Consider the following 19,866-nt stretch of genomic DNA (forward strand, 5'->3'; position numbering starts at 1 on the left):
AGTTTTGCCTCAAATGCAAACTTTACACAATAAAACTCAAGCACATTACCACAAAGTTCATCAGAAGACTTGGTGATCCAAGTGACAAAACTACCTCCAGAATAGCCAATTATGAGATGCTCTATCTTTTACCGCCACGCTGTAAATACGGCGGTAAAACAAAGTTGATAATTTTATTCCGCTGTGTATAATTTTCCGCGGAATAAACATATGAGTGAACCAATAATTGGCAGAGAAAAAGAAATAGCTATTCTACAAGACAAACTTCTTTCTCAATCAGCCGAATTTATTGCTGTTTATGGTCGGCGTCGTGTAAATGTTGTATTATCTGCATTTTATCAGCATAATATAGAAGTAATGTAATGCAGATATTATGCCGATGCCGAATTATACGATTACTTCTAAAATTGCTAGTTGTCTTATAAGGATTGAAGCAGCAAAAGAAAAAGTGTTACATTTGCCGCTCACTGTATCAATGCTTTTGTCTCTTCGTGAAACTGCACGGCTTTATACCACACACTATTCTACTATGATTGAAGGAAATCGACTTGAACCTAAACAGATTGAAGAGGTTTTAAGTGGTAAAAGCCACTTTCCAAAATATAGGAGAGATGAAAATGAGGTTAAAGGATATTATGCAGCTTTAACTCAAGTTGAACAATGGGCAGCAAGGGAAGTGCCTATTACTGAGAAAGCTATTCAAACACTGCATGCTCTAGTAATGGCAAGTGGAAAATCTAAAATAAAATCAACACCTTATCGTGATGGTCAAAATGTTATCCGCGATAGTCTTACACGTGCAATAATTTATATGCCACCTGAAGCAAAGGATGTACCAAAGCTCATGAGCAGTATGATTGATTGGATTCGTAACAGTGAGCAAGTGCCTTGCCCAATTATTGCAGGTATTGCGCATTATCAATTTGTAACAATTCACCCTTACTATGACGGTAATGGTCGTACTGCAAGATTGTTGACTACATTAATTTTACACCTTGGTGGGTATGACCTAAAAGGACTTTATTCATTGGAAGAATATTATGCTAAGAATCTAGGAGCGTATTATGAAGCAATCAGTATAGGTCCATCGCACAACTATTACATGGGACGAGCTGAAGCAGATATTACTAAGTGGGTGGAGTATTTCGTAGAAGGTATGGCAAATTCATTTGAGAACGTTTTACAACGTATAAATAAAGAAGAATACCACGCTGATCAGACTGATCTTATACGTAAGCTTGATCCTAAACAGCGTAGGGCTCTTGAGCTCTTCCAGGAGTTTTCCGCTATTACAGCTAGTCAGGTTGGCGAACTATTTAATTTTAAGCCTCGTACCAGTGCGCAACTTTGTAAAAAGTGGGTGGAAATGGGGTTTATCAAGATTGTAGATTTTTCCAATAGAGGAAGGAAATACAAACTTAGTAAGCAATATGAAGATTTGATCTCAAATTAACTGAAAGCTCGCTAGACAGTGCATAGATCAAATTTCAATAAAGTGCTTGAAAACTAGATATAAACTTAAAATTTTAAAAACTGGAATATGTACAACAACTTACGTGACTTCATCAAAGCCTTAGAAGAAAAAAAAGATCTGATTAGGATTAAGGAGGAAGTTTCAACAGTTCTTGAAATGACAGAAATTCATCGCAGAGTTTTGTCAAGCAAAGGGCCAGCGATCATTTTTGAAAATGTTATCACAGAAAATGGCAAAAATTCGATTCCAGTTTTGGTGAATTTATTTGGTACTATTAAGAGGATTGCATTGGGGTTGAACATAAACCCTGATGAACTAAGAGATCTTGGTAAACTTTTAGCATTTTTGCAATCACCTGAGCCGCCAAAAAACTTTAAGGATGCTATAAAAATGTTTCCTTTGTTGAAAGTCGTGTTATCGATGCGAAGTAAAGTCGTGAGCAAGGCTCCATGTCAAGAGGTAGTGCTAACCGGAGATGAAGTGGACCTAAGTCTACTGCCCATTCAAACATGCTGGCCAAATGAACCTGCACCACTTATCACCTGGCCAATTGTGGTAACGAAAGGACCCACGAAAGAAAAGCAAGATAATTTTAATCTTGGAATATATCGTATGCAGGTTATAGATAAAAAAACAACACTAATGCGTTGGCTTGCACACAGGGGTGGCGCAACTCACCATAAGCGTTGGAAGGAAGAAGGCAGAAATATGAAATTTCCTGCTGCTGCTGTGATCGGTAGTGATCCTGCAACGATTATTGCTGCGGTAACTCCAGTGCCAGAAACATTGTCAGAATACCAATTTGCTGGACTGCTGCGAAAGAAGCCGCTTGAACTTGTAAATTGTAAGACTATTCCACTTCAAGTGCCAGCTCACGCGGAAATCGTTCTGGAAGGCTATGTGAGTTTGGATAGATATCAAGATGAGGGACCATATGGAGACCACACTGGCTACTATAATTCTGTTGAGCAATTTCCAGAATTTAATATTACTGCAATTACTATGCGTAAAAACCCGATATATCTTAGCACTTTCACTGGCAAGCCACCTGATGAACCATCGATTCTTGGTGAAGCACTCAATGAAATTTTTGTGCCCATTCTTATCAATCAATTTCCAGAGATAGTGGACTTTTATCTGCCACCGGAAGGTTGCTCATATAGAATAGCGATAGTGTCGATAAAAAAATCCTATCCAGGGCAGGCAAAAAGAATTGTTATGGGCATACTTTCTTTTCTAAAGCAGTTTTTATACACGAAGTTTATTATCGTTGTTGATAATGATATAAATGTACGTGATTGGAAGGAAGTAATGTGGGCAATGTCAACGAGGATGGACCCTGTGCGTGATACAATCATGATAGAAAGTGTACCTATTGATTATTTAGACTTTGCTTCCCCTGAAAGTGGACTTGGAGGTAAAATGGGATTTGATGCGACAAATAAAATCCCGCCTGAAACCAAACGAGAGTGGGGAAAGAAAATTGAGATGAGTGAGGAAATAGTAAGGAAAGTCGCGGAGAAGTGGGAGGAATATATGGACTAGACTTCTTGCATAAAAGCAGAAAAAAGTTTGGCGTTTTTTATAATGCCGCATTAACTGATAATTGTGCGTCACAGTGCCCTTTTTTTTGTCATCCTATAGCTATACCGCCGCGGTATCTCTTAGCCGCTAACAAGTAGTGGGATGACGAGCTTATCGTCATCCTGCCGCGAACCGTCATACCGCGATTCATTCGCGGTATCTCATCCGCTAACAAGAGATCCCACTAACACGTAGCGGGATGACGAGGTCATGCCACCGCGCGAACCGTCATACCGTCACGGTATCTCTAGATCCCGCTAACACGTAGGGGAATGACGAGGTCATGCCGCCGCAAACCGTCATACCGCCGCGGTATCTCTTAGCCGCTAACACGTAGCGGGATGACGGTTGTTGTTTAGCTATAAATATTAAGAAATTTACCAAACGAAAAAAAAGGCAAAAGAAGCCCTGGGGTTATTATCCGCTTTAAAATATTGGCGTTTTTTATGTTTTAAACGCTTGACAAGCGAGATTCAGCCGCTTTTAATTGCAACTAACTTACGCTGCAAATGTTTAAGAAATTTACTAAGCAGAAAAAAAGACAAAGAATCCCCGAGTTAGCTAGTCTTTTACTATCTCTGTCGAGTATTGGCATTTTTTGATGTCTTGTAACGCTTTATAAGCGCGTTCAGCTTATTTAGATAAAAATCTAGATGTAGATGAAGTTTTGTAAAGACATACAGTATCTATATACTGCAAAAAATTGAACATAAGACGCCGATACATTAAGTAATCCTTACCTTTTAATCTGCAGATTGGCGAAAGCAAATACAATAGCTTCAGTTTCATGATAAGAGGGCTGGCGGAGTTTGTCAAGCAAGTTTTTTTGTTTCTGCGGGCTACCTGAGTCTATTGATTTCATTAGAGCCGAAACTCTTGAGACCTAGGTGATAATTCTATCTAAAAGAATGCCGAAAAAGAGCAGCAACCCTACGTAGGAGTTATTTTTAAATATGGACATGCATTGACTGGGATCGTCAGGATTGAAATTTTTGTGTTGGCGGTGAAATATGAACCCTACGGCAAATAGAGCAATATAAAAGATGTTATTTAATGATGATAAGATACCAGCATATAGCCACGTCATAAGAGATATTAAATAAAATCTTTTCAACCAAGATTTTGTTGTATCACCAAAATATAATGCGGTAGATTTCATCCCGAGTTTTTCATCATCTTTTTTATCTTGATGGGCGTATATGGTGTCATAGCTAAGTGTCCAAAAGACGCATCCTATATAAAACAGCAAGGATTCTATACTGATCTGGTTTGTTATTGCTGCTGAGCCCATGAGCGATCCCATATTGAAGGTAAACCCTAAGAACAATTGTGGCCACCAAACATACCGCTTTAATAAAGGGTAAGTAGCTATCATACACATTGAGATTATTCCAAGTATAAGTGTAGTTTTATTAGTTAATAATAAGATTACCAGGGCAATAGACAGTAACAGTGAAAGTAAAGCCAAAGCCTGCTTTATGTTTAATGCACCACTTGCAAGTGGCCTATATTTTGTTCGTTCAACGTGCGCATCTATTTTTCTATCGAAAATGTCATTGATTATGCACCCTGCAGGTCTCATTAAAAATGCACCTATAGTAAACAAAACAAGGAGAAAAAGAGCCTGATACGATAGAGAAGTTGAGGCTAAAAGAATACCGCTCAAACTGGGAAATAGCACAAGCCACAAACCTGTTAAACTGTGCAACCTCATTAATGAAAAGTAACGATTGAAATGCATTAATTAAGTGTGATTATGTAATATTTTGCTTACATTAACAAAATTATCGAACGCTAAGTCAGGCTTGAAAACTAGTTCAGGTATAAATCGCAAATCAACATAACACAATATAGATTTACGTATTGACCATGCAGATTGGTTCATTTCATTAACAACAGTATTAATATCACAATTATTCTCAGAAGGATCTCCAGTGCGTCTTTTTTCTGGATCTAAGTAGTCAGCTACTTGAATATTCAATGAAGATAACACAATATATACATCTGCTTTTTTCAAATCTTTACTTAATTTTACGTCAGATACCGCTACATTTTTATTGAACACCTTACCTTCCATTAGAACTCTTGATATTGCTCTATGCAATACCGATGCTATCTTTAGGTTTCTAATTTCCTTTTTCATATCCAGCTACTATAACACCCTTTCTTCTTGCACTAATTGATAAGCTTCCAAAATATCTCCAACTTTAATATCGACATTACCCTCTAGTGATACTCCGCATTCAAAGTTTACACCTACTTCTTTAACATCATCTTTAAATCTACGTAGTGCTTTTAACTTTCCTTCATGCACCAATTTGCCACCACGCATTACCTTAATTAAAGAATCTTTTCTTATGACTCCATCACTTACGTAACATCCAATGATATTACCAGCTTTAGATACGTTAAATATTTGCCTCACAGATGCAAAGCCAACACGAACCTCTCGTGTAACAGGCCTTAACATTTTAGTTAAATACATTCTCATGTCGTCAATGAGCTCGTATATTATGTTATAAGTATGTATTTCTATACCTTTTTGTTTTGCCAAGTCCCTTATTTTTGAGTCCACTTTTACATTAAAAGCTAAAATTACTGCACTTGATGCTTCTGCAAGCAGCACATCTGAATCTGTTATCCCTCCTACTGCTTTGTGTAGGATATTTAATTTCACTTGATCTTTACCGAGTTTATCAATTGAACTTGATATTGCTTCAATAGAACCAGTTACATCGCACTTTAAAACTACAGATAGTTCTTCTATTTCACTGTTATTACGGCTGAATATATCTAAATCATCCTCATCTAAATTTTCTTCTTTTTTCTTGATTAACTCTAACCTATGTTCAATAATTTCACGTGCCTGCTTTTCAGAATTTACAACAACAAATTTATCTCCAGCATTTGGTACACCATTTAGACCAGTAATTTCAATTGGAGCAGAGGGTAGTGCTGCTTTTTCTCTTTGACCAAGGTGATTAACCATACTACGTACTTTACTGTATGTTGTACCAACTACCAATATATCACCAACCTTTAACGTTCCTTCCTCAACTATCAATGTAGCTGATATTCCTTTCGCTTTATCTATTTTGGATTCTATTACCCATCCAAGTGCTCGACAATCTTCTATTGCTTCTAGCTTCATTAATTCAGCGATTAACAAAATCGTCTCTTCTAGTTTATCTAAATTAGTTTTCTTTTTTGCTGATACTGGCACAATCATAACATCACCACCAAGCCCTTCAGGGATGAGATCATATTGAGGCAAACTATTAATTATTTTTTCTACATCACCAGGCTCAGATTTATCAATTTTATTAATAGCAACTATAATGGAAACATTTGCTGCTTTTGCATGATTTATTGCTTCAACTGTTTGTTTCATGATTCCATCGTCAGCTGCAACTACTATTACAACTATATTAGTAATATTGGCACCACGTGCACGCATCGCAGTGAACGCTTCATGTCCTGGTGTATCAATAAAGGTAATTTTTTGCTTATCTTTTGTCGTTATTTGATAAGCACCTATGTGTTGAGTTATGCCACCTGACTCTCTTTCTGCAACATTAGATTCACGAAATGCATCGAGCAATGAGGTTTTACCATGATCGACGTGTCCCATAAAAGTGACGATTGGTGGTTTAGGTTTTTTAGGCAGGCTTTCTCTGCCTTCTATAAAAAATAAATCTTTTTCTCTGTTGGTATCGCTCACTCGTTTAGCCGTATGATTAAATTTTTCCACTATTTCACATGCTATATCTGGATCCACCAGATCATCTACTCTATAACTCTCACCGACTTCTTCTTTGAACATTTTTAGCACACTCTTGCTATCTTCTGCCATGCGAATAGATAACTCCCTGATAGTTATTTTGTCTGGTATAATAACTTCTCTTGATATATTTTTACCCTTAGTAAACTTTGACTTTCTACCTCTTATACCAAACCTTTGCTTAAATACAGGGGGTTGTTCAGTTTTTTCATCTATTGCCTGTGCAATTACCAGTTTAGAATGCTTAGAATATATATCTTTGTTGACTTTAAAAGACTTTTTATCGTTGTCCTCATGGTCAATACTATCTTCTTTTGGTTCAACTAAGTGGGTATTACTTAAAACTTGCTTATTTATTTCCTTAGATAAAGCGTCCGCTTCATTTTTCTCGTCAATCTCTTTATTGCTGTCTTCTTTTGCTGTTTTCTCTTTTTCTTCTCTCTGATTTCTTTCTTTCAGCAAAGCAGCATTCTGCACAGCATTAATGCGAAAAATTTGTTCTTTCTCTGTTAAAGAACCTAATTTACTCTCGTCAAATAAATTATGTTCTTCTGCATCATGAGATTTTTTTCTTCTTTTTTTTACTACTGTAGCTCCAGTACTTGGGCTAGCTGAAGAGTTTAAATTGAGGTCTAATTTAAGCTTGCTTAAACCTTGGAGCGTTAATTTTTTATCACTGATATCTTCATTATTCATATTATTTTATTATATTAATCCAAGCTTTTTACGTGCTTCTATGATTATTGAATCTACTGTATCTTTTAGATCTTCTTTGCTATCGGATGAGGAAGAGAGTATGCTGCAAAACTCATAACTTGATAAATCTGCTATGTCCTCTAAAGTCTTAATATCATGCTTACTAAGAGCAATTTTATTGTCTATTGATAAAGTTAAATTGATTACATCATCCTCCATACCTAAACTTTTTAGCTCTTCTATTTTTCTATCATTTTCTGCTTTCAGGTACTTATTTGCTCTATTATGAAGTTCGTTTGCAATATCTTCATTAAAGCCCTCTATTGAAGCAAGCTCTTTAATTGAAGCGCTAGATATGTCTTCTACACTTGAAAAACCTTCTGTTACCAATAGCTGACCCATAATCTCTTCTAAGTTTAAAGCTTCAGCAAATAAAGCTGAACATTGACTAAGTTCTTTACTTCGCCTTTCTGATTCTTGCTGAGTGCTTAATATCTCAATTTTCCATCCAACAAGCTCTGAAGCTAATCTTACATTCTGGCCCTTTTTTCCTATCGCTAAACTCAATTGATCTTCAGCAACTATTAACTCTATGCAATTTTCATTTTCATCAATAATAACCTTCGATACTTCTGCAGGAGTAATGGCTTTAATAACAAATTGACCCAAATCTGAGGAGTAATTTATAACGTCAATTTTTTCACCATTTAATTCGTGTATAATAGTTTTTATTCTATCTCCCTTAACTCCAACACAAGCACCTACTGGATCAATGTTCTTGTCGGGAGAGAAAACGGCAACCTTAGACCTTGAACCAGCATCTCTAGCTATACCTTTAATTGTCACTAATCCGTCAGCAATTTCTGGTATTTCTTGATTTAATAATGCCTCCAAAAAGCCTTCATGAGTCCTAGAAAGAATAATTTGACGTCCATCATCAGAGCGCTTAACAGTCTGTATGTAAGCTTTAACCTTATCACCTTCACGAAATGATTCACCACCAGTTAAATTTCGCAATGGAAGATATGCCCTAGTGCCATTTATGTCTATAATAAGATCTGAATATTCTACTTGTTTAACAATACCATACCTTATTTCTCCCACCTTATCTTTAAATTCCTCATATTGCTTTTTTGACTCTTCATCTTTAATTATTTGAGCAATCTTTTGCTGGGCAATTCTTGCTGAAGCAAGATCAGTGTTAAGAGAGAGTAATTCACTAACAGTATCTCCAACTTTTGCATCTCCTTTTATTAATTTAGCTTGTGTAAGCGTAATTGATTCACACTCGGTATTCTCTTTTTCATTTGATTCATCATCAATAACTTTTAGTTTTCTATATGAAGTAACTTTGCCTGTGTTTCTATCTATATCAACTACAATTTTACTTTTGCTACCATATTTTTGATGAGCCACTGCTTCTATAGCACTTTCTAGTGCCTTTATTACAACATCAAAATCTAAACCTTTTTGAAGTGAAAGCTCTCCTGCTGTTTTTATTACATCAAGGCTTCCAACTATGTTATTCTTGTTACTTTTCTGCTTAACACTGCTTTTACGATTAGCAATCATAATAAATAAATCCAATGTAATTAGTTATAATTATAGCTCCAACGGGCAAAGAACACTATCTTAAATGTTAAATGATTGCTAATTTAAGTCAAGTTTTTTCATGTCTTTGTATAACAAGCAACGCAGGAGTAAAGAATAAAGTTAAAACCGTTGCAGCCAATATTCCACTTGCTATGGTTGTTGAAATGTCAACCCACCACTGGCTTGATGGAGCATCATATGTGATTTGTAGCGTAAAAAAATTGATATTTAACCTGGTAATCATCGGTATTAAACCAAGAACTGTGGTTGCAACGGTAAGCAATATTGGCCTAACGCGAGAAATTGCAGCGTTTATTACACATCGCTTGATGTCATTTTTGTGTACCTTAATTTGGTGATGAAAGGCATCAAGTAATAGTATGTTATTATTCACTATAATTCCCGCCAAAGCAATTATCCCCACTCCACACATAACAACTACGAAAACTTGTTGGATAAGAAAGAAAACAAAAAACACACATGTTGTGGATAAAAACACTGCTGTCATTACGATAAATGTATGGTATACATTATTAAACTGTGTCACTAATACCAATATCATTAGTGTAATCGCTAATATAAAAGCCTTTAACAAAAATGCTCCTGATTTTTGTTGATCTTCTTTGTCGCCTTTAAAATCAATTTTTACTCCCTTGTCCCAATCCTGGGCAATAGAATTCTGAATGAACTTTACTCTTTCATCAACAAGATAGCCAGTATCCAGGTCAGCAGAGATTGTCACTGTGCGTGATCCATCAATCCTACTTAGTTTGTTTACCTTTTTTTCGGGGGCATATTTTACTATGTTGCTCATAGGATACGGGCCATTAACTGTATTGATAAAAAGATTGTCTATAGTCTTCATGTTGCGGTCTCTTCTGGGGAAACGGAGTACAATATCGATTTCTTCATCCGTGTTATTTGGTCTATATTTTCCAATCAACACTCCATTTGTAACCATCTTTATAAAATCGCCAATGGTTGCAACACTTACTCCAGAACTTGTAGCCTTACTCTTATCAACGCTCATATTCCACTCTATTTCAGGTGCTGATCTGCTATCTTGAATATTTATAAACCCGGATGAAGGTTGGTTCATAATTTCTAGAATTTTCTCTGCTGCTAAATTCAAACTGGATACACTCCCGCTGAGGTTAATTTGTATTGGCTTGTCAGCCGACGGTCCTGGCTTTTCCTCTTGAACATTAATTATTATTCCTTTCATGTCTTGCACACTGCTCCTTATATCATTTAGTATGTGCTTAGCTTTGCGCCTGAAGCGCCAATCCATAAGTTCTAGTTGTATTCTGGCGATAACGTTGTCTGAAAATGCTCCTGATCTAGCATAAGAAACATGAATTTCTTTTTCAATGCTCAAAATGCGTTCTTCCACTTCTTTGAGTATCAGATCTCGTTCTTTGGCTGATAAGCTTTCTTTTGCTTTAACACTGATTAAAATATTATCTGAATCCACTTTCGGAAAAAACTTTACTCCAGGAGCAAAAGTAAAGTACAGCACACTAAATGAAAACAAAACGAATACAGTAGCACATACGAATTTTTTAGGATGATCCAAAACCTTCTCTAGCATGCGTACGTAAGCTCTTATTATAGGCCCAGCATTTTTTATTTCACCACTTTCTATAGCACTCATTTTTTTTATTTCTTTTTTTGAAGTTATCGAAGGCTTACCAAATATTGCACCAAGTGTTGGTATAAAAACCAAAGCCATAATGAGCGATCCAGTCAAAGTTAGAATTATTGTAATTGGTATGTACTGCATGAATTTACCAACAGTATCAGGCCAGAATAATAGAGGAAAAAACACTGCTAATTTAGTTAACGTTGATGATAGAACCGGATAAAACATATCACGAACTGAAGTGTAAAAAGCTTCTACTTTGTCCATTCCGCAGATCATCTTTCTATCGGCATATTCGCTGATCACAATTGCATCATCAACCAGCATGCCAACAGCCATAATTAAACTGAAGAGCACAACGATATTTAAGGTTATACCCATAAAGTAAAGAGCTATTATCCCAATGAGAAAGGAACCGGGTATCGAGAGTGCCACAAGAATAGCAATCCTTGTTCCCATAGAAAGCATCATTATGATCAATATTAACAACACAGCAAATATTATGCCGTTTTCCAAGTCATCAAGCACATCGCGGACGTTTTTTGACTGGTCGTTTAAGTACACCACTTTTAAATTTTCAGGTAATTGATCTTTTGCCTTATCCATTAAGTATTTTACTTGATTTACTGTGTCTATTATGTTTTTTCCGTTACGTTTTGAAATTTCTAGCACGACACTAGGTAATCCATTAATGCGAGCAAATCCTTGGTGATCCTCAAACCTAGGGTATACTTTTGCTATATCTTTGATTCTCAAAACTGCATCGCCTTGAGATCTAATAGGAATATTCATAATATCTTCTATATCTTTTAATAACCCTGATATTTTAATCGAATATTTACCGGTATCATTTTCCAGTGACCCAGCTTCCACTAGTCTGTTATTGCTTGATATAGCTTGGAATATTTCGTTTGATTGAATGTTATATTTTGTTAGAACTGTGGGCTCAACTATCACTTCCACTGTTTCTTTACGCATACCTGCCACTTCAACTTTGAGAACATTTGGCAGAGATTCTATTTCTTTCTTTAGCTTGCGTGCTATTTCAGTTAAGGCTCTTTCTGGCAAATTACCAATTAAGCCGACATTGAGTATCGGAAATAAGCTCAAGTTTATTTCATTGATTATCGGAGATTCCGCTTCAACAGGTAACTTCGATTTTATGTTTGAAAGCTTTGAACGAACATTATCGAGCACTTCTTTATTATCATACTCTGTTCCAAATTCGAGTATCATGTGAGCACCATCATTAGTTGCAAAAGCTCTCAATTCTCTTACACCTTCGATGGATCTTAGTTCATTTTCTATAGGAAGCACTAATAGCTTTTCACTATCTTGAGCAGAAATCCCAGGAAGTCCAACAAACACGCTGATTATAGGAATCTGTATATCAGGATTGCTTTCCCTTGGCATTTTTACATAAACGTATGAACCGAAGATAAAAATTACTATAAGTAATAATACCACCGCCCTGTTTCGCTCTATGAGTAAGCTCTGCATGTTGAATGTTAGCTGAATATGTGTGTTTGTACAATATTATAGTCGAGATACATTGCATATTAATTAATCCTTGTGTAGCTTTAAAACTTTACGCAAATAATTAAAATTTTCGCAAAATTGCAAGTATAAGAAAATTCCTGTATAATAATTCTAGAACAGTATTTGAGAGGTTATTATGGTGGCAATTCTAAATGTAACAAAGGGCAAAAATAAAGTTATTGTGTCTGGATTAGCTGGAGCTTTATCAGCTTTAATATTTTTAACAGCAATCCACATTGCCGCAAAGATAGCCATTATCGTTTCTGCCGCTGCAGTTACTTACTTATTACTTTCGCTGGTTCATAAAATAAGAACTAAAGCTGAAATTACTCGTGTTTCAGGAGATAAAGTTTCAGAAGATGAAGGGTATAGCAGTGTTGATGAAGGTGAAGAAAAAGATACCGTAAAAGAACCAAAAAGAACTGAAACTGAGCTAGAAGAAGAAATAATAAGGAAAAGAGCACAAGAACGCATGGAGAAAGGATCACTTGGTGGTCCTATAAATGCGTTTGGCGAACCAATTCATGTGACTATAGATGCTGAAAATAGTAATCCTGTTGATTATACAAAAACTATGGTAGTGCCTGAGGAAATTATTCTTAGCATGCTAAATGATAAAACTCTTACACAAAATAACTCTAGCTCTATAAAGAATCAGATGAAACCTCTTCCTGAGCACATGGATGTGCCTGGTAATCCACTTCCTGGGCAAGTGTTAAGCAATCTAGAGCTTGAATCTAAAAGCACGCAGAAACTATCTGCTTTAGACTTGCTATTACAGTGCAAAAATGTAGATAATGATGTAAAAAAAATGCTAAAACAGCCAATTACCCAAAAGGGGTTTAACGGATTAGGATTTGATAGATAGTTGTTATATTAACCTCTCCATCTCATATTGAGGATCAGATGCAATGCCGTAGACCCTATTTGGCGGAGCAATTTTGTTCTCTATACCAAAAACCATACCTTCAATTATTGCTGTGAGTACTTTTTCAAGGTCACAATCTGCTCCGGGAACGCGGTGCTCTAGGCGGCATCTTTTGAAATCGTTGCCAAAATAGGGAATTCTTATCGCAGCAGTTCTGTTATTTACTCCCCAACTAATCGTAGTTGGAGTGTGAATATCCGGATACTGAAATCTTAAATATGAATCATCATTTGGAGCAAAAAACAACATATGTTTTTTCATCATTGCACATAATCCACCAATACTATGAATCAGATAGTCACTGTACTTTTGCTCATTGATATAAAATAAGTTACCGTTATTTGAATTCACGAGATTAACATGCACATTTAATGCACTGCCTGCTCTATCCAAATAAGGCTTTGCTTTAAAAGAAACATTCCCACCTAGTTTTTGTGCTGTTTCAGTAAGTGATTGTTTTGCTAACTCAAAATGCTTAATTAAATTGTAGGAGTTCGTATAACAACCACTTTTTATCTCATACTGATGTGTAGAATTCTCCTTCTTGCAAGAAAATTCAAGAGATGCTATTTTATTTTTGATGCTATTCAGAAATAAGTATTCTTTTTCTATTCCTTCAATGTAAAACTCTAGTTCAATACCGAATACAGCATAACAACTCAAATTACTTAATATAATCATAAATTTGCTTCAGTAAATCTATATTAGGTTAGCTATATTTATATGAATACTTTACTTATTTGCCAGTAAATTTAACATCTTATTTATACATAATGTATTACTGTTTTTAATAGCATGCTTCTAATCCTCGATACAAGCGACATTTACAAATTTTTCATTTTTTTGAAATAAAAATGATCAATTTTAATGTTTTTATACCCTTTACAACCCATCAAAAAATCACCATAATTTTTAGTATGTATTAAGTAGTATTAGCTTTTCATTTTGCAGTAAGCTATTGATTATCTTATATTTTTCTAATTATTGCTTTTTTCTTGGTGTGGTATATGAACTTAACTAGCTCTAAGGTTTCTACTATGTTTTTTGATCAGATTATTACAGTAACGGATCACAATGTTACTTGGGAAAAAATCCAAAATTGTCTTTATAATCTTTATGGAGAAGCAACATATAATAGCTGGCTGAGTTCACTAAAATTTGTCAGTAGCAGAAATGGGGAAGTTCTTTTATCCGTGTCAACAAGGTTTATAAAAGAGTGGATTACAGTTCATTACATGAAAAAAATATTATCATTATGGCAAAGCGAAGATAAAAGTATACGTTCTATTGATATTCAAGTAATTGAGGAGAGGAATTCAAATTTTAATGTTATACTAAAAAACAGAGAGGAAAGTAATCATAATCTTGGTTCGCCGCTGGATCCAAGGTTCACCTTTGATAATTTTGTAGTGGGAAAGCCAAATGAATTAGCATTTACGGCGGCAAAGCGTGTGGCAGAATCTATAGATCCAATATTAGGCAGCAATCCTTTGTTTCTATATGGTGGAGTGGGACTTGGTAAAACACATCTAATGCATGCTATAGCTTGGCACATAGTCAATTCCCCATCAGCAAAAAGAAAAGTGGTGTATTTATCAGCAGAGAAATTCATGTACCAATATATTACAGCGCTGCGAAGCAAAGATATTATGTTATTTAAAGAGCAATTTAGATCAGTAGATGTATTGATGGTAGATGATGTGCAATTTATCAGTGGTAAAGATAGTACACAAGAAGAATTTTTTCACACTTTCAATGCATTGATAGACCAAAATAAACAATTGGTTATATCAGCTGATAGGTCTCCTAGTGATCTTGATGGAGTGGAAGAAAGAATAAAATCACGACTCGGTTGGGGGTTGGTGGCAGATATTAATGAAACAACTTTTGAATTAAGGCTTGGTATATTGCAGGCAAAAGTGGAGCAGATGAATATGTATGTTCCGAAAGATGTCCTAGAGTTTTTAGCAAGGAACATAAAATCTAATATAAGAGAATTAGAAGGAGCATTAAATAAGGTTACCCATACCTCATTAGTTGGAAGAAGTATGACGGTAGAATCAGCTAGTGAAACCCTAATCGATCTTCTTAGGTCAAATCATAGGTCAGTCACAATAGAAGAAATACAAAAGAAAGTAGCTGAATTTTTCAATATAAAGGTTGCAGATATGCAATCCAATAGAAGGCTTCGCAGTCTTGCAAGGCCAAGACAAATAGCTATGTATTTTGCCAAAAAATTTACGCAAAAAAGCCTACCAGATATTGGGAGAAACTTTGGTGGCAGAGACCATGCTACTGTTATACATGCAGTAAAACAAGTAGAAAATTTTATAAAGACCGACTCAAAATTTGCTGATGAAATCAATCGATTAAAAAAAATGTTTAAGTAGCGTTTTTAAAATAGCTAATAACAAATCCTAAAATGAATCGACTATAGTTTTAATCCGTTTAAGTTTAAAATCTTCTGTTAGCTTCGCAGAATACATTTCCTTATTGTGTTGATTATAGAAGGTAAATTCGTGATCATCTAAATTTAGTATTGCAAAGCCAAAGCGAAAAAAGTTTCTAACCTCGTGTGCTAAGTAGTTTTTACCATTTAAATAGTCAAATTCTACATTTTGATAAACAGATTCTTGATCTTGAGCGTGTAATGATGCACCACCGTTTCCAACTATAATTTGGTCTGGAACATTATCCATTAATAAAATCTGGGCTATATGAATGTGGCCAGAAACTATGGTAGTAACATTGCTTGGAAATTTATCTCCAAAAGCTTCGATTTGTGTAAGATTACCATGGCTTTTTAATGTCAAAAATTCTTTTTTTGGAGATCTCCAAAGCGGTTTATGAGTTAAAAACCACATGGGCTTGTCAGAACTATTTTGTATCAATTTATCAAATTGCCTCTCAAAAGCATCAATTGTGCTTTGGGTTGTAAAAATATCCTCACCGGATGAAGAGTCGAAGATAAAAAATTTCATCGGTCCAGCATCTAAGGACCAACTAGAAACGAAGTTTCCACATTTTTCAGACGAAAAGGGGTATGAATCTAGATACCTGAACCATCCTTCATAAGCTCTATCACAACTCTCATGGTTTCCACGAACAAAAAGGAAAGGGGATTGTGATAAAATATCCTTTGCAGGCTCAAACCAATCAGCGTACCAAACTTCTTTATTATATCCATAAATATCGCCACACTTTTTTGTATTTCTACATTTTGTTTGTCTATAATGATAATCACCAACATGGATAATTAAATCTGGTTTATGAAGGGCGATTGAATCTAAATTTTTTTTTAAAGGCCAGCTATCTACCGAATTACATTCCTGCTGAAATAACATATTTATTCTACAGCCCGTGTCACCAATGAAAGCAATTTTATTAACCTTTTTTGGTAATATAGGAACCCGTAGATCCTCAATACTAATGTTTTTGGCACTTGTTTGTACTGTCAGTTCACAAACTGTTTCGTTATGATCACCATTGTTAATTGAGCTGCGATTCAGCATTTCTGTTTCCTCGCCATCAACATAAACAATGGGACACATGTCATTGTCCGTAATTGCGCGTATGCTTAGTTTATTTTCTGGGATAACTTGAGACCATGTGTATAATATTTGTGCATGGACGAAATGAAAGCTAGTTATAAGAGAGAGAGCTAAAAAAATAAAGATATTAGCTATATTCATTTGTATAAAAACCTAAGTTAAAAATTAGTAGTAAGGTTATCTTAAATGATTAAAATTTATAATCACAAAATTCATAATCAAATTATACAAACAATTTCTAAATTATTCTAGTATCAGATTGACACTCTAGATGAAAAATTCTAAAATGATTAAGTAATTTAAAATAATTATATAAAAACTAGAATATAGTGCGGCCGTGGTGGAATTGGTAGACACGCAGCGTTGAGGTCGCTGTGGCTCATAAGGCCTTGGAAGTTCAAGTCTTCTCGGCCGCACCAGTTTTTATCGCTGTTTAATATGGGTAAAAATGTTTATAGGAAATCAGAGTAGCAATAAGGTAGAAAGAGCTATCAGCGAAATCAGGCGCGGTCGGCCAATTGTAATATATGATGAAAGTAATTACCTATTGTTTGCTGCTGCTGAGGCTTTAGAAAGAGATTTATTTAATCAATACAAGCTTACATCAAGTAATGTATATGTTACTTTAACTTCAAGTAAGGTAAAATACATATCTCAGAATAAAGAACATAACAGCAAACGTCTGTTGGTGAATAATTTTGATGAACTGCTCTATTTAATAAACTGTTCAAAGGAAGATTGCATAAAAGAGTTGCAATGCTCAAAGACAATAGATGAATGTGCTATTGCCTTGCTTAAGTTCTCAGAATTATTGCCATACGCGTTAGTGGCTGATATGACTTTTGAGAATAACCATGAAATGCGAAATTGGTGCGAGAAAAATGACGTTATTGCACTGGACACGTCATTCATAAATAATTTTCAAGAAAATCAGGATGTATATGAAGTGTGCAAAACATCATTATTTTTAAAACAGACTCAAGAAGTAAATATCATATCTTATAGAACCGAAAGTGGTGGAAGAGAACATCATGCAATTATCATTGGCAATCCAGATAAAGATGACGAACCATTAGTGAGAATTCATTCTTCGTGCTATACGGGTGACTTGTTAGATAGCTTGTCATGCGATTGCAGAAGTCAGTTACATCAAGCAATTCAAATGATAGCTGACTCTGGAAGTGGTATTATATTGTATTTGATGCAAGATGGAAGAGGCATTGGTTTAACTAATAAGTTAAGAGCGTACAGTATGCAAAGAGGACATAATCTTGATACTGTTGATGCAAATAGAATATTGGGTTTTGAAGATGATGAAAGGAGTTTTGCTGTTGCAGCTAAAATGCTTAAGAAATTGAACATTAACAAAATCCAATTACTTACAAACAATGATAGGAAATTGTCAGAATTGGAAAGTAGTGGTATAGGAGTTACAAAGTGTCTACCACTTATTGTGGAACGTAATAAATATAACGATTCATATATGGAGACAAAGTTTGGTAAATTAGGCCATAGATTAAGAGTTTTTTAGCTTTTTTGCTGTAACTACTTTGTTAATTTGCTATGTTTATTAACATAAGTTAAGATTTTTAGGAATACTAAAATGCTAAGATTTTTTAAGCAAGAAAAAAATACTGAATCCTTAGATAAGGATATAAATTGGAATTCAAACCGCTACAGCACAGTTATTGCTCAAAGGAATATTCTACTTTTATTTGCATTAATATTATTAGCAACGATCTCTATCAGCATATTAGTCATATTTAAAATTAGCACAAGTAGCACTATTGAGCCATTTGTTATAGAAATTGACAAGAAATCAGGAATAGTGCAATTGGTTGATCCTGTCACAGTAAAACAGTATTCTGCAGATGAAGCGCTAAACGATTATTTTATTTCAGAGTATATAAAAGCAAGGGAGGTTTTTGATCCATATCATTATAATTATAACTATTATACAAAGGTGAGGTTGTTTTCCTCACCTAATGTGTATAATGAATTTAGAAATTATGTAGGATCGCAGAATATGGATGATCTTTTTAATTTATATTCAGATACCAAAAGTGAATTTAAAATTCGCTCAATTCAAAAGTTGGGTAACGATGCTCTTCAGGTGAGATTTTTTGTGGAATTTACACGGAAAGATGGAAGTTCTACGAGAAAAAATAAGATAGTTATTATGTCATATAGATATGCATCGCTTGAAATGGATGATCAGCAAAGATATATTAACCCATTAGGATTTCAAGTTATTTCATATAGAGTAGATGATGAATATGTATAGGATATTATTAGTTTTAGCTTTACTTGTAAGTGGCAATTTAAACGCATCCATTAATTATAATGAGCCTATTTCTATAGATAGTAGAATAAAGACTTTTGTGTATAGCCCTAATGAAGTATTTACGGTGGTTTTTAGTCAGGGTTACTATTCTTATATTGAATTTGCGGAAGGAGAAAAAGTTAAAAATATCGCTGTTGGTGATGCATCAAGTTGGAAAATTAATCCTTATGACAATAAATTGCTTATCATGCCATTTGAAGTTAGTAGTCGCACTAACATGATTATTACGACAACTAAAAAAAGAAATTACATTTTTGATTTAATCTCAAGGCCAAACTACGATAAATACCCGGATACTGATGCTAAGAAAGTAGATCACGATTATTCTGCTGAAAAGGATATATCTTACGTAGTACGTTTTTATTATCCTCAAGAAGAAGGTGAATTTGATGTTGATTTAGATGAGGTTTCTTTACCTACTCAAATGCAATATACTACAGACAAGCTAGAAAAAATAATACAAGAAAATGATACGAAGTACAATTATACATATATTGATGAAGGTGGTAATGCGGATATAGTTGCGATCGAGTTATTTGATGATGGTTATTTAACCTATTTAAAATTTAGAAATAATAATAAAATACCTCAGGTTTTTGTAGAAGGGGAGGATAAACCTTGTAAAAGGCTGTTATTTGATGATTATGTTATAATAAAAGGAGTACATAAAAAGCTATTTATGCGTTATGAAGATGGTGAAGTTGAAATTATAAATAGGTCACTTTAGCTGTGGT

At 34.7% G+C, this 19,866-nt stretch carries 15 protein-coding genes and 1 tRNA gene; 9 read left to right on the forward strand and 7 right to left on the reverse strand.

The genetic code is table 11. The features are described 5' to 3' along the window. Window positions 1–210: 210 nt before the first annotated feature. The 3 genes from AAGD50_RS01440 (at window position 211) to AAGD50_RS01450 (ending at window position 3,019) form a co-directional block, all read left to right on the forward strand. Window positions 211–363, forward strand: a complete 153-nt coding sequence (locus tag AAGD50_RS01440; RefSeq protein WP_007548541.1) for a hypothetical protein — start codon at window positions 211–213, stop codon at window positions 361–363. 10 nt (window positions 364–373) lie between these two features. Continuing rightward, window positions 374–1,453 carry a Fic family protein gene (locus AAGD50_RS01445; RefSeq protein ID WP_265040996.1) on the forward strand — a complete coding sequence of 360 codons (1,080 nt, stop codon included), beginning with the start codon at window positions 374–376 and terminating at the stop codon, window positions 1,451–1,453. Between the two features lie 87 nt (window positions 1,454–1,540). After that, on the forward strand, window positions 1,541–3,019 hold the full coding sequence (locus tag AAGD50_RS01450; RefSeq protein ID WP_264329614.1) for a UbiD family decarboxylase: 1,479 nt from the start codon (window positions 1,541–1,543) through the stop codon (window positions 3,017–3,019). A 922-nt stretch (window positions 3,020–3,941) separates the two neighbouring features. Here the strand turns inward: AAGD50_RS01450 and ubiA are convergent. From ubiA to AAGD50_RS01475, 5 genes are all read right to left on the reverse strand, one after another. Next, entirely contained in the window at window positions 3,942–4,799 is an 858-nt protein-coding gene (gene ubiA, locus AAGD50_RS01455; protein WP_264723776.1) for a 4-hydroxybenzoate octaprenyltransferase, read from the reverse strand. A gap of 3 nt (window positions 4,800–4,802) precedes the next feature. Beyond that, a complete protein-coding gene (locus AAGD50_RS01460; protein ID WP_006279769.1) occupies window positions 4,803–5,201 on the reverse strand; it encodes a ribosome-binding factor A in 399 nt (132 codons plus the stop codon). Between the two features lie 9 nt (window positions 5,202–5,210). Then, complete coding sequence (gene infB, locus AAGD50_RS01465; RefSeq protein ID WP_265040993.1) at window positions 5,211–7,535, reverse strand: translation initiation factor IF-2; 2,325 nt, start codon at window positions 7,533–7,535, stop codon at window positions 5,211–5,213. A 9-nt stretch (window positions 7,536–7,544) separates the two neighbouring features. Further along, window positions 7,545–9,107, reverse strand: a complete 1,563-nt coding sequence (gene nusA / locus AAGD50_RS01470; protein WP_015589511.1) for a transcription termination factor NusA — start codon at window positions 9,105–9,107, stop codon at window positions 7,545–7,547. An 88-nt stretch (window positions 9,108–9,195) separates the two neighbouring features. Further along, entirely contained in the window at window positions 9,196–12,270 is a 3,075-nt protein-coding gene (locus AAGD50_RS01475; protein ID WP_264723774.1) for an efflux RND transporter permease subunit, read from the reverse strand. A gap of 175 nt (window positions 12,271–12,445) precedes the next feature. On the opposite strand from AAGD50_RS01475, the gene AAGD50_RS01480 reads away from it, so the two are divergent. Beyond that, on the forward strand, window positions 12,446–13,177 hold the full coding sequence (locus AAGD50_RS01480; protein WP_264723773.1) for a hypothetical protein: 732 nt from the start codon (window positions 12,446–12,448) through the stop codon (window positions 13,175–13,177). Between the two features lie 3 nt (window positions 13,178–13,180). Here the strand turns inward: AAGD50_RS01480 and AAGD50_RS01485 are convergent, their stop codons facing one another. Continuing rightward, the gene (locus tag AAGD50_RS01485; protein ID WP_264723772.1) at window positions 13,181–13,918 is read right to left on the reverse strand and encodes a glutamine synthetase; all 738 of its coding nucleotides are present in this window, start codon (window positions 13,916–13,918) and stop codon (window positions 13,181–13,183) included. Window positions 13,919–14,244: 326 nt separating this feature from the next. Here AAGD50_RS01485 and dnaA point away from each other — a divergent pair, with 326 nt between their 5' ends. Further along, window positions 14,245–15,627, forward strand: coding sequence for a chromosomal replication initiator protein DnaA (gene dnaA, locus AAGD50_RS01490; RefSeq protein ID WP_264723771.1), 1,383 nt, complete (start codon window positions 14,245–14,247; stop codon window positions 15,625–15,627). Between the two features lie 27 nt (window positions 15,628–15,654). Here the strand turns inward: dnaA and AAGD50_RS01495 are convergent, their stop codons facing one another. After that, a complete protein-coding gene (locus AAGD50_RS01495) occupies window positions 15,655–16,929 on the reverse strand; it encodes a metallophosphoesterase (RefSeq protein WP_341810066.1) in 1,275 nt (424 codons plus the stop codon). Window positions 16,930–17,119: 190 nt separating this feature from the next. On the opposite strand from AAGD50_RS01495, the gene AAGD50_RS01500 reads away from it, so the two are divergent. The 4 genes from AAGD50_RS01500 (at window position 17,120) to virB9 (ending at window position 19,859) form a co-directional block, all read left to right on the forward strand. After that, window positions 17,120–17,207, forward strand: a tRNA-Leu gene (locus AAGD50_RS01500). 29 nt (window positions 17,208–17,236) lie between these two features. Next, window positions 17,237–18,319 carry a GTP cyclohydrolase II gene (locus AAGD50_RS01505; protein WP_010082649.1) on the forward strand — a complete coding sequence of 361 codons (1,083 nt, stop codon included), beginning with the start codon at window positions 17,237–17,239 and terminating at the stop codon, window positions 18,317–18,319. Window positions 18,320–18,391: 72 nt separating this feature from the next. Then, entirely contained in the window at window positions 18,392–19,072 is a 681-nt protein-coding gene (locus AAGD50_RS01510) for a virB8 family protein (protein WP_155968235.1), read from the forward strand. Continuing rightward, entirely contained in the window at window positions 19,059–19,859 is an 801-nt protein-coding gene (virB9, locus tag AAGD50_RS01515; RefSeq protein WP_341810138.1) for a P-type conjugative transfer protein VirB9, read from the forward strand. Before AAGD50_RS01510 ends, virB9 begins: the two co-directional genes overlap by 14 nt. The last annotated feature ends 7 nt before the right edge of the window (window positions 19,860–19,866 follow it).

The organism is Wolbachia endosymbiont (group A) of Apotomis capreana (genome assembly GCF_964027025.1).
In the GTDB taxonomy this organism is placed as follows: Bacteria; Pseudomonadota; Alphaproteobacteria; order Rickettsiales; family Anaplasmataceae; genus Wolbachia; species Wolbachia pipientis.

Excerpts from the sequence above, each read along its gene's own strand:
- AAGD50_RS01440 (WP_007548541.1), top strand. The coding sequence starts at position 211 with ATGAGTGAACCAATAATTGGCAGAGAAAAAGAAATAGCTATTCTACAA.
- AAGD50_RS01445 (WP_265040996.1), top strand. The coding sequence starts at position 374 with ATGCCGATGCCGAATTATACGATTACTTCTAAAATTGCTAGTTGTCTT.
- AAGD50_RS01450 (WP_264329614.1), top strand. The coding sequence starts at position 1,541 with ATGTACAACAACTTACGTGACTTCATCAAAGCCTTAGAAGAAAAAAAA.
- ubiA (WP_264723776.1), bottom strand. The coding sequence starts at position 4,799 with ATGCATTTCAATCGTTACTTTTCATTAATGAGGTTGCACAGTTTAACA.
- AAGD50_RS01460 (WP_006279769.1), bottom strand. The coding sequence starts at position 5,201 with ATGAAAAAGGAAATTAGAAACCTAAAGATAGCATCGGTATTGCATAGA.
- infB (WP_265040993.1), bottom strand. The coding sequence starts at position 7,535 with ATGAATAATGAAGATATCAGTGATAAAAAATTAACGCTCCAAGGTTTA.
- nusA (WP_015589511.1), bottom strand. The coding sequence starts at position 9,107 with ATGATTGCTAATCGTAAAAGCAGTGTTAAGCAGAAAAGTAACAAGAAT.
- AAGD50_RS01475 (WP_264723774.1), bottom strand. The coding sequence starts at position 12,270 with ATGCAGAGCTTACTCATAGAGCGAAACAGGGCGGTGGTATTATTACTT.
- AAGD50_RS01480 (WP_264723773.1), top strand. The coding sequence starts at position 12,446 with ATGGTGGCAATTCTAAATGTAACAAAGGGCAAAAATAAAGTTATTGTG.
- AAGD50_RS01485 (WP_264723772.1), bottom strand. The coding sequence starts at position 13,918 with ATGATTATATTAAGTAATTTGAGTTGTTATGCTGTATTCGGTATTGAA.
- dnaA (WP_264723771.1), top strand. The coding sequence starts at position 14,245 with ATGAACTTAACTAGCTCTAAGGTTTCTACTATGTTTTTTGATCAGATT.
- AAGD50_RS01495 (WP_341810066.1), bottom strand. The coding sequence starts at position 16,929 with ATGAATATAGCTAATATCTTTATTTTTTTAGCTCTCTCTCTTATAACT.
- AAGD50_RS01505 (WP_010082649.1), top strand. The coding sequence starts at position 17,237 with ATGTTTATAGGAAATCAGAGTAGCAATAAGGTAGAAAGAGCTATCAGC.
- AAGD50_RS01510 (WP_155968235.1), top strand. The coding sequence starts at position 18,392 with ATGCTAAGATTTTTTAAGCAAGAAAAAAATACTGAATCCTTAGATAAG.
- virB9 (WP_341810138.1), top strand. The coding sequence starts at position 19,059 with ATGAATATGTATAGGATATTATTAGTTTTAGCTTTACTTGTAAGTGGC.